This is a genomic window from Candidatus Palauibacter sp. (assembly GCF_965237495.1).
Taxonomy (GTDB): Bacteria; Gemmatimonadota; Gemmatimonadetes; order Palauibacterales; family Palauibacteraceae; genus Palauibacter.
Map to the genome: position 1 here is coordinate 699958 of NZ_OZ250143.1, position 12437 is coordinate 712394.

Here is a 12437-nt window from a genome sequence, read left to right on the forward strand (position 1 = left end):
AAGAGCAGGATGTTGTTCAAGGTCATTCTCGTAGCCATGGTCTGTGCTGTGGGGGCCGTAGCGGCGCAGTGGTCCACGCCGAAACCCCTGAGCGCTTCAGACTGTGCGAACGGACACCGTCTGTGTGGCACCCAGAAGCGATGCACGCAGCTCGACTTGTGGTTGTTCGAGGTGCAGGTCTGCAACGAGCGAATGGTCTACCACCCCGACGATGACGACGGTTGATGCGGACGGCGGAACTGGCCCGTGCGGGACGGAGCGCGGGCCAGTTCCGTCGCCAGGACCACCCCGGTACGCCCCCGACATATCACAGATTCCTGAGCCAATGCCAGTCGTGACACGCTCGCGACGCGCGCTATATCTCCGGTTGTGTTGAGTTCGGGGTTCGTCTGGCCTGGGGTCCAACGATCTGGTTCGACCGAAGAGAAACTCACCACGGGAGGCCAGGGCTGGCGCTCCACTCGCCTGCGTAGCGGACGCCGGCCAGATAGAGACCCTGGGGCGGGGCGGGGAAGACGGGTCTCGAACCGGCTTCGTCCGCGAGGAGGCGACCCAGGTCGTCGAACGGCCGGCGTCCGGCAGCGATCTCGACCGACGTCCCGACCAGATAGCGCACCATGTGGTGGAGGAAGCGGTCGGCGATGATCTCGAAGAAGGGGAACGTCGGACGGTCGAAGTTCCAGACCGCCCGCCGGACCCTGCATCGGGTGCCCCGCTCCGGCTGTCCGGCGCGGGCGAACCGTCCGAAAGACCGCTCGCCGGGGATGGCGGCGGCCAGCCGCGCGAGCACGTCCGGGTCCAGCGGCCAGGCGGGGCTCCAGCAGCGGTCGCGCAGAAACGGGCGTCTCCGTCCCCCCAGCGCGATCGCGTAGCGGTACCGCCGTGCCTCCGCGTCGAAACGCGGATGGAAGTCCGCCGCCGTCGCCCGCACTCGCCGAACCCCGATGTCATCCGGCAGGACGGCGCCGAGCGCGCGCGCCAGTTCGTCCGCATCCCAGCGGCGCCGAGGAGTGAAGGCGATCTCCTGCGCCGTCGCGTGCACGCCCGCGTCCGTGCGTCCGGCGAGGTCGATCCGGGTGCGCCGGTCGAAGAGCTTCGAGAGCGCCGCCTCGACCTCGCGCTGGACGGTGCGCACGCCGGGCTGTAGTTGGGATCCGTGGAAAGAGGTGCCATCGTACTCGATGGTGGCCCGCAAGCGGGTCGGGGAGGCTGCGGAATCCGACATCCGCGAAGACTAGCAGCTTCCGCCCGGCGGGGGGAATCGCAGCAGCGCTCCCGTCAGGGGTTGCCAGGGAGGATTCAGGTGATGGACACGGTCCGACGGGTGCTTTCCGGAGAAACGATGGATGCGGCCGCGGCCGAAGCCGCCTTCGACCGCTTCATGAGCGGCGAGGCGACGCAGGCGGAGATGGCCGCGCTCCTCACCGCCCTCCGGATGCGCGGCGAGACGCCGGCCGAGGTTGCCGGCGGCGTCCGCGCGCTGCGGAAGGCGATGGTCCCCCTCGACCTCGACGACGACCGCATCATCGACACCTGCGGCACCGGCGGGGGCACGCTGACCACCTTCAACATCTCGACCGCCGCCTCCATCGTGGCCGTCGCGGGCGGCGTCCGCATCGCCAAGCACGGCAACCGCTCGTTCACCTCGAAGTGCGGGAGCGCCGATGTGCTCGAGACGCTAGGCGTCCCCATCCAGCTCTCCCCGGAGGACGAGAGGCGGATGTTCGAGGAGACGGGGTTCGTGTTCATGTTCGCGCCGGCCCACCACCCGGCCATGCGGCACGTGGGCCCCGTCCGCGCGGCGCTCGGGGTCACCACGATCATGAACCTGCTCGGCCCGCTCGCGAACCCCGCCGGCGTGCGGCGTCAGATCGTGGGGGTTGCGCACCCCGACCTCCAGCGCCTCGTGGCCGACGCGCTCCTCGAACTCGGACACGAGCGGGCGCTCGTCGTCCACGGCGAACCGGGCATGGACGAACTGAGTCCGCTCGGCCCGACCCGCGTGTTTCAGGTGGAAGCCGGCGTCCTCTCCGAGTTCGAGGTCGCGCCGTCCGACTTCGGCTGGCCGGAGTACGATCCCGCCGAGCTGGCAGGAGGCGAACCGGCGGAGAACGCGGAGCGCGTGCGACGGGTCGTCGGCGGAAGCGAGGGCGGGGCGGGCCGCGCCGCCGTGGTCCTCAACGCGGCAGCCGCCTTCTGGACCGCGGGCGCCGCGGACACCCTGGCCGAGGGCGTCGCCGCCGCCGAGCGGTCGATCGACTCCGGTGCCGCGCACGCCTGGCTGAAGTCCCTGCGGGAGTTCCGTCCGACCGCCTGATCGACCCTGGGCGGCCGGACCATGACCATTGCGAGGAACGCGGTCTTCCCGGGGCGGGTAGACTTCCGGTAGAGGACGGGGTCGGCCGCGCTGCCGTCGCGCTCGACGCGGCGGCGGCCTCTGGATGGCGGCCCCGTCAATACGCTTCAAACCATTGTGGGAGGGTCGGTCAAAGTGGTTTCGCCACGCCTCCTGGAAAGTATACACAACAATGATCCGGATCCTTGCGGATACGCACGGGGATGCGGAGCGAATAAACGCTGCAATCGGCGGCGCCGGACAGTTGCTGGACGTCGCGAGAGGATTCAATGCGGATGACGCGGACATTGACTGCCTGATCGTCGGTTGCCGACGACAGTGCCCGCGCGAGATGCTCGAACTCCTCCGGGAGATCGAGAGGAAAATGCCGTGGGTACCCGTCATCCTCGTGACGGATCGTGGGAGGAGTGTCGCGCGTTTGCCGAACCGCATGCGCGTCTTCGCCCTCGTCCGATTTGCCGATCTGCAGACGCAGCTCCAGCCCCGGATCGAGACTGCTCGCAGGACCGCCGCCCTCTGGCATCTGGCCGAGGCCGTCCGGCGGTCCACGTTGCCTCCGGCCCTTCGCAGGGCCCTGGTGCGCAGCCTGCGCCAGGCCGGAAGCGGGCCGTTTCGCAACGTGGCGGAGTTGGCCAACGCCGTTCGCTGCGCTCCCGTCACCCTCTTCCAGCAGTTCCGTCAGGCAGCCGCCGAGCCCGCCACGTTGAACCGGCTCCTCGGAGCGCTGGTAATCCTGAGGGCGCACCAACTCAGGGACCTCGGTCTGGACTGGAAGGCCGTGGGCGCGCGGTTGGGCTTCCATCGGAGCACTCTGAACCGGAAGGCGAGGACATGGCCCGGCTGCACGCTCACGGAACTCGAGCGGATCGGGGCCGATCAACTGGTGGCCGCGTTCGTCACGGAGTACGTCGGGCCTCTCCTTCGGTAACGTCTCGGAGATGCGAGGCATATGGTGGGTGAAGAAGCCCGGGCAGCTGACCCGACACCGTCGATCCGGTGACGGGAACCTCCGCCCCGACGGTTATAGGTGGGAGGTGGGTGGCCGTCGGGACGGGTACTCTCGGGGAGTTGAGAGCGGTCCTCCGTCGTTACATCGTCCGGAGCCCCGGGCGGGGCTCCGGACAGAGGTGGCGCGGTCCTTCCGCGGGCGTCAGTAGCGGCGGATCACTCCGATCACCACGCCCTGGATCTTCACCCGCGACGGCTGGAGGTACAGCGGCGTGAGCGCGGGATTCGCGGGCTGGAGACGGATCTGCCCCGGCTCCATGTAGAACTTCTTCATGGTCGCGCTCTCGCCGTCGACGAGGGCGATCACCATCTCGCCGTTGTAGGCCGTCTCCCGCGACTGGACGATCACGTAGTCACCGTCACGGATCTGTTCATTGATCATCGAATCGCCGCGCACCCGCAGCACATAGTGCTCGCTGAGGGATCCGGAGATCATGTCCTCGGGGACGGAGACCGTCTCCTGTTCCTCAATGACCTCTATGGGCTGGCCGGCCGCCACGTTGCCGTACAGGGGCAGTTCCACCGCCGCGACGCGGAGCTTCCCCTCCACGAGTTCGATGGACCGGCTCTCGTTGTAATTCTTGCGGATGTAGCCCTTCGCCTGGAGGTTCTCGAGGTGCTCGTGAACGGTCGCCAGCGAGCGGTAGCCGAAGTCCTCCGCGATCTCCTCGAAGCTCGGCGAATACCTGCGAAACCGTATGAATCCCTCGATGAAGTCGAGCATCTCGCGCTGCCGCTTCGTGAGAGCCATCGTTTCCCGTCCCGGTCCTGAGGCGCTACCTTGACCCCTTGCGGGGTACCGAACGTCCGCCGAACCTACCCGAACATGAACCGAATTGCAACCCCGGTCGACGAAGGCCCGGGAGGGTCGCCGACCCCCCGGTGGCCGTCGAGGCCGCTCCGTCGCAGCTTGGCGCCATGACACCGAATACGATCCTCGACGAAATCCTCGCCGCGAAACGCGAAGAGGTCGCCCGCCTGCAGTTGTTCCGGAGTGCGATCCGCGCGCAGGCGGAGGCGGAGGAAGCGCCGCCCCCCCGCGGGTTCGAGTCCGCCCTGCGCAGGCCCGGCGAGGTGGCCGTGATCGCCGAGTTCAAGCGGCGTTCGCCCTCGGCCGGCGAGATCAATCCCTTCGCTCAGGCGGCGGGTGTCGCGAGCGTGTACGCCGCGGGCGGCGCGTCGGCGATCTCGATCCTCACCGACGGGCCCTGGTTCGGCGGCTCGCTCGACGATCTGAGATCCGCCCGGGGCGCCGTGGGCGTCCCCCTCCTCCGGAAGGACTTCACCCTCGATTCGGTCCAGCTGTACGAGGCGCGCGCCGCGGGGGCCGACGCGGTCCTGCTCATCGTCCGGGCACTCGCCGACGCCCGGCTGCGTGAACTCCTCGAGCTGAGCGGAGAACTCGGGCTCGCCGCGCTCGTCGAGGCGCACGACGAGGAGGAGATCGACCGGGCGCTCGAGGCCGGCGCCCGCATCGTCGGCGTCAACGCGCGGGATCTCGCGACCTTCGAGGTCGATCTGGAGCAGTCGCTGCGCCTGATCGCACGGCTCCCGGCGGAAGTCGTCGCGGTCGCCGAGAGCGGCATCCGTTCGCCCGAAGACGCCGCGGCCGCGGGCCGTGCGGGGGCCGACGCGGTCCTCGTCGGCGGCTGGTTGATGGCGGGCGATCCGGCGGCGGGCGTCGAGGCGCTGGTCGGACACCCCCGGCGTCCCCGGCGCGCCGCGATGCAGGCGGCGGGCGTCGAGGGCGTGGACGCCGGGGGCGCCTCATGACCCCGGTTCGGGTGAAGATCTGCGGCCTCCGGGAGCCGCGACACGCCGCGGTGACGTCCCGGGCCGGCGCGGACTACGTGGGCGTGGTGTTCGCCGCCCGCGTGCGGGAGGTGACGGCCGAGGCGGCGGCTGCCGTCGTGGGGGTGCTCGAGGGCGACACGCGCGCGGTGGGCGTGTTCCTGGACGCGAGCCCGGCGGAGATCCTCCGGAAGCGGGACACCGCGGGGTTTCACATCGCGCAGCTCCACGGCGCGGAGCCGCCCCGGGTCTGCGACGAGTTGCGGGCCGAGGGACTGGGCGTCTGGAAGGGGATCCGGCCCAGCTCGGGCGACACCCTGATCCGCCGCTGGGACGAGTACCGGGAGGCCGCCGACGCGATCCTCGTGGAGGGATTCTCGCCGCGCGGACCCGGGGGCACCGGGTCCGCCTTCCCGCACGTGTGGCTGTCGGGACTGGACCGGGACCGCTGCGCGCTCGTCCTCGCGGGCGGGCTGGACGCGGGCAACGTGGCGCGCGCGATCGGTGAAGGACGCCCGGACATCGTCGACGTCTCCTCGGGCGTGGAGCGGGCCCCGGGGGAGAAGTCGATCGAGAAGATCCTCCAATTCCTCGCGGTCGTCGGGGAAGCGGCGAACCCCGTCCCCGCCCCCGCCGAGGCGAGATGAGCAGCCCGGCCCCCGGCTGGTTCGGCGACTTCGGCGGGCAGTTCGTGCCCGAGACGCTGATCCCGGCGCTCGACGAACTGACCGAAGCGTGGGCGGAGGCCCGCGACGATCCCTCCTTCCGCCGGGACCTCGAGGAGAGCCTGGCGGACTATGTGGGCCGGCCCACGCCCGTCTACAGGGCGTCGCGCCTCGGCGCCGCCCTCGGCCTCGAGTTGTGGCTCAAGCGGGAGGACCTCAACCACACCGGCGCCCACAAGATCAACAACACGATGGGGCAGGCGCTCCTCGCGCGGCGGATGAACAAGGCGCGGATCATCGCCGAGACGGGGGCGGGGCAGCACGGCGTGGCCACCGCCACCGCCTGCGCGGTGCTCGACTTCGAGTGCGCGGTCTACATGGGCGAGGAGGACATGCGGCGCCAGGCGCTCAACGTCGAGCGCATGGAACTGCTCGGGGCGGAGGTCATCCCGGTCTCGAGCGGGAGCCGGACCCTCAAGGACGCGACGAACGAGGCGATCCGCGACTGGGTCACGAACGTCGACACGACGCACTACATCATCGGCTCCGTCGTCGGCCCCGCGCCGTATCCGGGCCTCGTGCGCGACTTCCAGCGCGTGATCGGAGACGAGACCGTCCGGCAACTCGCGGAACGCGGGGTGGCGCCGGACGCCCTCTTCGCCTGCGTCGGCGGCGGCTCGAACGCGATCGGCATCTTCGCGCCGTTCATCGAGAGCAACCGGGAGCGCGACGCGGGCGAGCGCGTGGAACTCGTCGGCATCGAGGCGGCGGGCCACGGTCTGGAGACCGGCCGGCACTCCGCCTCGCTCACCGCGGGCGAGCCCGGCGTCCTGCACGGCAACTACAGCTATCTGCTTCAGGATGCGGACGGGCAGGTCATCCCCGCGCACTCCGTCTCGGCGGGTCTCGACTATCCCGGCGTCGGACCCGAGCACGCGTGGCTCAAGGAGACCGGCCAGGTGCGCTACGAGTCGGTGACGGACGACGAGGCGCTCGCCGCCTTCCAGGATCTGTGCCGGCTCGAGGGCCTCATCCCGGCCCTCGAGAGCGCGCACGCGCTGGCGGGTCTCCGCCGCGAGGCCGCGCGCTGGGCGGGCCGGAACGTCGTCATCTGCCTCAGCGGGCGGGGGGACAAGGATGTGGAGGAGGTCGCCCGCCTCCTCGATCCGGGCGGGACCTCCTGAGCGTGGCCTTCATCGACTATCCGGATCCGGAGCAGGTCCCGGAAGGGGATCGCGTCCCGGACGACGACAACATCATCCGCATCCACGGCGTCCACAGCCGCGTCATCCCGCTGCACTACGATCTCTACCGGGAGCTGATGTACGGGCCGGGCCCCCTCTCCCGGATTCAACGGGAGATGATCGCGGTGACGGTTTCGGGGCTCAACGACTGCCATTACTGAATCGTCCATCACGGGGAGGGTCTCCGTCGCCTGCTCAGCCCCGCCGGCCGCTCCCCTGAAGGGATCGAGCGACTCGTGGCCGCCCTGGCCGCCGACCATACGGAGGCGGAACTGGACGAGGCCGACCGGGCGATGCTCGACTACGCGGCGCGCCTCACCCGCACCCCCGGAGAGATCACGGCGACCGACGTCGAGGCGCTGAGGGCGCGCGGCTTCGACGATCGCGCGATCCACGACATGTGCGCGATCGCCGGCTACTACGCGTTCGTGAACCGGATCGCCGACGGCCTCGGCGTCGAACGCGAAGACAGGAAAGGCTGACGAAATTGGCTACTCTCCCGCCGCCGGCGCCGGGGCCCGTACCGATGAACCTCGACCACCTGCTGCTCGGCACGGCCGACCTCCTCGACGGCGTGTCGTGGGTGGCCGACCGGCTCGGCGTCGAAGCCGCGTTCGGCGGCCGGCACGAGAATCTGGGCACCGCGAACTATCTGCTCTCGCTCGGCCGCGATGTCTATCTGGAGATCCTCGGCCCGGACCCTGAGGCAGCCAAAGGGGGGGCGCCGCCCCCCTTCGGGATCGCGGAACTCGATGAACCGAGGCTCGTCACCTGGGCCGCCCGGGCGACAGAGCTCGACGCGCTCGTCACGAGGGCCTCGGGCCGCGGCGTGTCCCTGGGGCAGGTTCGGCCCGGTTCACGGCTCCGGCCGGACGGCACGGAACTCCGCTGGGAAGTCACGTCTCTGGGCGCGTCCCTTCACGACGGCCTCGTGCCCTTCTTCATCGACTGGGGGACGACCCCGCACCCGGCCCGCGCGACCCCGCCGGGCGGTCAGCTGATCTCGTTCCGGGCTGAACACACGGACCCCGCCCCGGTACGATCCACGCTGGCGGCGCTGTCTCTGGCACTCGAGGTGGACGAGGGGCCCGAACCCGCGCTCGTGGCGAGGATCCGCACCCTGAGCGGCGATGAGGTGGAGTTGCGCTAGAACTCCCCTGGCGCAGATTCGCAGCGGTCGCGGAAGACCCGAGCCCTAAAGGTTGGAGCAACCATTCCATGAAACACGAATATCTGGCCGGCCTGGTGCTGGCGGCGCTGGTGACGGCCGGCTGCGTCGATGATCCGGCCGCGCCGGAGCCGGAGCCGGAGGGGGGACCGATCACGCTCGCGGCGGCCATCGCCCAGAGCGGACGCCACGGCGACATGGGCAACGAAGTCGCGCGCGGATACCGCCTCGCGGTCGAGATCCTCAACGAGCAGGGCGGCGTGCGCGGACGGCCCGTCCAGCTGGTGCTTCGCGACGATGGAAGCGACGCGGAGACGAGCGCCCGCTTGTACGCCGAGTTCGCCGCCTCCGACACGATCGACGTCCTGCTGGGCCCCTACAGCAGCCCGATCACCAAGACCGTCCTGGACGTCACCGAGGCGGCCGGCATCCCGCTCGTGGCGCCGGCGGCGGCAGCGCCCGAACTGTGGGTGGGGCGACAGAGGCAGTGGAGCGCCCAACTCCTGAACCCGGCTCCCAGCTACCTCAAGGGCTCCGTGGAAGTGGCCGCCCTGGTGGGGGCTCGCGACGTCGCCCTGGTATGGGAGGATACCGCTTTCCCGGCGTCGGTCGCGGGAGGCGTGCGCGTGGGGGCCGCGGTGCACGGACTCGACATCGTCCTGGCCGCCTCCTACGCGGTCGGGGCCGCGGACCACGAGGCGCTCGTGGCCGCGGCCCGCGATGCGGGTGCGACGCTATTCATCGGCGGGGGATACGCCACCGACGCGATCGAGTTCACGCGAGCCGCGACCGCCGTGGGCTACCGGCCGCTCCTCATGAGCCTTCTTCTCGGCCCCGCGGAACCCACCTTCCTCGACGAGGTGGGCGAAGCCGCGCGCTGCGTCGCGGGTAACGCGGCCTGGGACCCGACGATCCGCACGTCGGGTTTCATCTCGGACAGCCAGACGATGGTCCAACGCCATGAGGCGGCGTACGGAACGACACCCGGCTACCATCCGGCCGCGGGCTTCGGGGCGGTGGAACTCCTGGCGGAGGGGATCGACCAGGCGATCTCCGCCACGGGAGACGCGGACCGCAGCGCGATCCGCGACTTCCTGTTCACGGCCACGACCGAGACGGTGCTGGGCCCGTACAGCGTCTACCCGCTCGAGGACCTGCGGGCCGGCGTGCAGCGCGCGCTCACGGGCCTGCAGGTCCAGTGGCAGGACGACGGGGCGGGTGGCCTCACCCGGCGCATCATCCACCCCTGGGCCGTCGCCAACGCGACCCCGTGCCTCATGCGCTGACCCCGGCGTGACCCCGGCGGCCGCGACCGGCCGGGCTTACCTACCTCCTCCGGATCCCGGCGGCGGCGCTGGCCGCGCTCTCCTCGGCGGGGCGCTGCCGCTCCAGGGACCGCGCCTCCGGATGGATCTCGTCGAGCGTCATCCCGTCGTACAGTCGCCCGTCCTTCATCACATAGTGGATGTCGACCGTGCTCCGGAGTTCGTCGAGCGGGTTGGCGTTCAGGATCACGAGGTCGGCGAACTTGCCCTCCTCGAGGCTCCCGATCTGCTCCCCGAACCCGATCGCCTCGGCGCCGAGAATGGTCGCGGCCCTGAGGATGTCGTAGTTCGACGCGCCCCCGGAACCCATCGCCCACATCTCCCAGTGGTACCCCACGCCCTGGATCTGCCCGTGGCTTCCCACCCCCATGCGGGCGTCGCCCTCGAGCATCTTCTTCACGAACTCCCCGTGGCGCGGGAAGACGTACTCCTCCTCGAGGAACCAGCCGGCCTGTCCGGGGCTCCCGCCCGCGCCGGGTCCGCGCCGTCGCGCCCGGGCGTCGATGTTCGACTTGGGTACGAAGGTCGCGAGCTTGTCGTCCCCCAATACATCCTCGTGGGTGTAGAAGAAGTTCTCGCCGAAGGGACCGCCGTAGGAGACGAGCAGCGTCGGGCTGTTCGTCGTCTCCGACGTCTTGAACAGTTCGACCACGTCCGAATAGATGGGCGCGATCGGAAGGTTGTGTTCGATGCCGGGATATCCGTCGATCGCGTGCGTGATGTCGAGCTTGAAGTCGAGTCCGCCCTCGGTCGTCGGCATCAGTTCGAGTTCGCGCGCCGCCTGGATGATCCACTGACGCTGCTGACGGTTTCCCGTCATGTACATCTTCAGCGTCTTCGTATCGAAGTACTCCGCGTAGCGGCGCAGGATGGTCTTTGCATGGTCCGCGTCGCGGAGGTTCTCGCCGGCGAACACGCCGGGTCCCGTCGAGTAGATGCGGGGTCCCGTCATGCCGCCCGTCCGCACCCGGTCCGTATAGCTCAGGATGTCGGTGGAGGAGGTCTGCGGATCGCGCGTCGTCGTGACCCCGTAGGAGAGCGTCGCGAGGTACTGCCACACCTCCTCCGGGTGGATCTCGGGGACGAGCCACTGCGCGTGGTAGTGCGTATCCACGAAGCCGGGGACGAGCGTCTTTCCGCTCACGTCGATCACCGTGGCGCCGTCGGGCACCTCGACGGAGTCCGCCGGACCCACCGCGACGATTCGGTTGTCCGTCACGAGCACGACGCCGTCCTCGATGATGAGGGGTTTCATGGCGGGCTCGTCCGGCTCCGCCGCCGCGTCATCGGGGGCCGCCGCCGTGTCGGCCGCTGCTGCCCCCGCGGTGTCGGCCGCTGCTGCCCCCGCCGTGTCGGCCGCTGCCCCCGCGGTGTCGGCCGGGGCGTCGTCCGGCACCTCGGTCATCGTGATGATCCGCCCGCCCCTGAGCGCCACCGTGCCGCGCGGGATGTCCCGCGGCAGTTGCGTCTCGATCCTGCGTTCGACGGCCTCGTACGTCTCCGTCGTGTCGGCCAGGACCTCTTCGTCGCCCGCACGGACCGCGGCCGATTTCGCCGCGATTTCTTCCGCCGCCTGCCGGATCGAGTCGGCGCGCGCCATGAGCGAGTCGGCGACGACCTGCACCGAGTCCGCCTGAAGCCGCATGATCTCGTCCTCAAGCTCCTCCGGCACCTCCTCGTCGGCATTCTCGAGGCTGTCCGCCTCGGCGTGCTTCTCCTCGAGCGTGTCGGTGATCGCCGCCGCCCTTACGCGCAGCAGCGCCCGCGCATGGGCGGTCTCCTCCTCTTCCTCTTCCTCGGCTTCGACATGGTCGAGGTCGTAGCTGAAGAGGACGTTCCCCAGCGCCCAGTGCAGGGATCCGCCGTCGGGCGCCCAGGAGGGGAACTCGCCGCCCACGTCGGTGAGCTTGCGGACCGGCACCGGGGAGTCGTCCAGCCGGAAGAGCGTGATCTCGGGGGGCTGGTCCCCCACTTCGGCCAGATCCACGACGAAGATGTCCTGGCCGAACTGGGCGAAGGCCCGGTCACCCTCCGGCGAGAGCATGACGAGCCCGGCGGGCGACGGACCGCCCGCCTCCGCGCGGGACTCGGGATCCGTGGGGTCGGGCCCCTGGCGCCACGGGAAGACGCGGCGCGGCAGGAACTCCCACTCGTTGGGGTGGGGGTCGCCGATCCCGGCGATCCCCTGGCGACCGCGCACGATCAGGTGTCGCTGTACGTCGGTGCCGTCCCAGCGGAAGGAGACCAGCCCCTCGACCGGACTGTAGGCGTAGATGCGGTCGGGATCGTCCGCGGCGAAGTGCGCCACGTCGCGGAGTCCGGTGGGCGAGATGACCTCCGCCTCGGCCGGCGGCGTCCCGGCCGACGGCACCCACACGAACTCGCCCCCAATGGGGCCGAAGAAGGCGCCCGAGGCCTCCTTGAGCTGGCGGGCGGCGCCGCGCGTGGCGACGAGGCGCCCGCCGTCCGGCGACCACGCCACGTTGGAGTACAACGCGGCCGTCTCGGTCAGCCGCACGGCTTCGCCGCCGGCCACCGGCACCTTCATGATGTGGCCGCCGTCCGTGTCGTCCCACGTCGCGTAGGCGAGCCACGCGCCGTCCGGCGACCACTGCGGATGGAACTCGCCCGCGTCCCCGTCAGTCAGCCGGCGCGCCTCGCCCTCAGGCAGGTCACGGATCCAGAGACGGTCGAAGGCGGTGAAGACGACCTGGGCGCCCCCGGGCCCGACGACGGGGCTCCGGATCTGGCTCGCGGTGACCATCGCGGTCGTGTCGATCTGGTACTCGAACTTCACCTGGGGACCGACGCTGAGTTCGACCTCTGAGGTGGTCCCAGTTTTTTGGACAGGTCGTTAAGGTGGATTCCAGGACGGAAGAG

12 protein-coding genes are annotated in these 12437 nt (G+C 70.3%); 9 read left to right on the plus strand and 3 right to left on the minus strand.

Annotation, left to right across the window (positions count from 1 at the left end; all coding sequences use genetic code 11):
• Window positions 1-430 precede the first annotated feature (430 nt).
• The gene (truA, locus tag ACPXY0_RS02930) at window positions 431-1225 is read right to left on the minus strand and encodes a tRNA pseudouridine(38-40) synthase TruA (protein ID WP_423928310.1); all 795 of its coding nucleotides are present in this window, start codon (window positions 1223-1225) and stop codon (window positions 431-433) included.
• A gap of 81 nt (window positions 1226-1306) precedes the next feature.
• Here truA and trpD point away from each other — a divergent pair, with 81 nt between their 5' ends.
• Window positions 1307-2317: an anthranilate phosphoribosyltransferase gene (trpD, locus tag ACPXY0_RS02935; RefSeq protein ID WP_423928312.1), complete on the plus strand. Its 1011-nt coding sequence runs from the start codon at window positions 1307-1309 to the stop codon at window positions 2315-2317.
• Window positions 2318-2528: 211 nt separating this feature from the next.
• Complete coding sequence (locus ACPXY0_RS02940; RefSeq protein WP_423928314.1) at window positions 2529-3284, plus strand: hypothetical protein; 756 nt, start codon at window positions 2529-2531, stop codon at window positions 3282-3284.
• A gap of 222 nt (window positions 3285-3506) precedes the next feature.
• Here the strand turns inward: ACPXY0_RS02940 and lexA are convergent, their stop codons facing one another.
• Complete coding sequence (lexA, locus tag ACPXY0_RS02945) at window positions 3507-4115, minus strand: transcriptional repressor LexA (protein WP_423928316.1); 609 nt, start codon at window positions 4113-4115, stop codon at window positions 3507-3509.
• A 167-nt stretch (window positions 4116-4282) separates the two neighbouring features.
• Between lexA and trpC the strand changes: the two genes are divergently transcribed.
• From trpC to ACPXY0_RS02980, 7 genes are all read left to right on the plus strand, one after another.
• A complete protein-coding gene (gene trpC / locus ACPXY0_RS02950) occupies window positions 4283-5137 on the plus strand; it encodes an indole-3-glycerol phosphate synthase TrpC (RefSeq protein ID WP_423928318.1) in 855 nt (284 codons plus the stop codon).
• Window positions 5134-5802, plus strand: a complete 669-nt coding sequence (locus ACPXY0_RS02955) for a phosphoribosylanthranilate isomerase (RefSeq protein WP_423928320.1) — start codon at window positions 5134-5136, stop codon at window positions 5800-5802. Before trpC ends, ACPXY0_RS02955 begins: the two co-directional genes overlap by 4 nt.
• Complete coding sequence (trpB, locus tag ACPXY0_RS02960; protein WP_423928322.1) at window positions 5799-7004, plus strand: tryptophan synthase subunit beta; 1206 nt, start codon at window positions 5799-5801, stop codon at window positions 7002-7004. The genes ACPXY0_RS02955 and trpB overlap by 4 nt, the downstream gene beginning before the upstream one ends.
• A gap of 2 nt (window positions 7005-7006) precedes the next feature.
• Window positions 7007-7225, plus strand: a complete 219-nt coding sequence (locus ACPXY0_RS02965) for a hypothetical protein (protein WP_423928324.1) — start codon at window positions 7007-7009, stop codon at window positions 7223-7225.
• Window positions 7226-7300: 75 nt separating this feature from the next.
• The gene (locus ACPXY0_RS02970) at window positions 7301-7546 is read left to right on the plus strand and encodes a carboxymuconolactone decarboxylase family protein (protein WP_423928326.1); all 246 of its coding nucleotides are present in this window, start codon (window positions 7301-7303) and stop codon (window positions 7544-7546) included.
• A 44-nt stretch (window positions 7547-7590) separates the two neighbouring features.
• Entirely contained in the window at window positions 7591-8214 is a 624-nt protein-coding gene (locus ACPXY0_RS02975; protein WP_423928328.1) for a VOC family protein, read from the plus strand.
• A gap of 68 nt (window positions 8215-8282) precedes the next feature.
• Entirely contained in the window at window positions 8283-9518 is a 1236-nt protein-coding gene (locus ACPXY0_RS02980; protein ID WP_423928330.1) for an amino acid ABC transporter substrate-binding protein, read from the plus strand.
• A 40-nt stretch (window positions 9519-9558) separates the two neighbouring features.
• Here ACPXY0_RS02980 and ACPXY0_RS02985 read toward each other — a convergent pair whose 3' ends face one another.
• Window positions 9559-12354 carry an amidohydrolase family protein gene (locus ACPXY0_RS02985; protein ID WP_423928332.1) on the minus strand — a complete coding sequence of 932 codons (2796 nt, stop codon included), beginning with the start codon at window positions 12352-12354 and terminating at the stop codon, window positions 9559-9561.
• Window positions 12355-12437 lie beyond the last annotated feature (83 nt).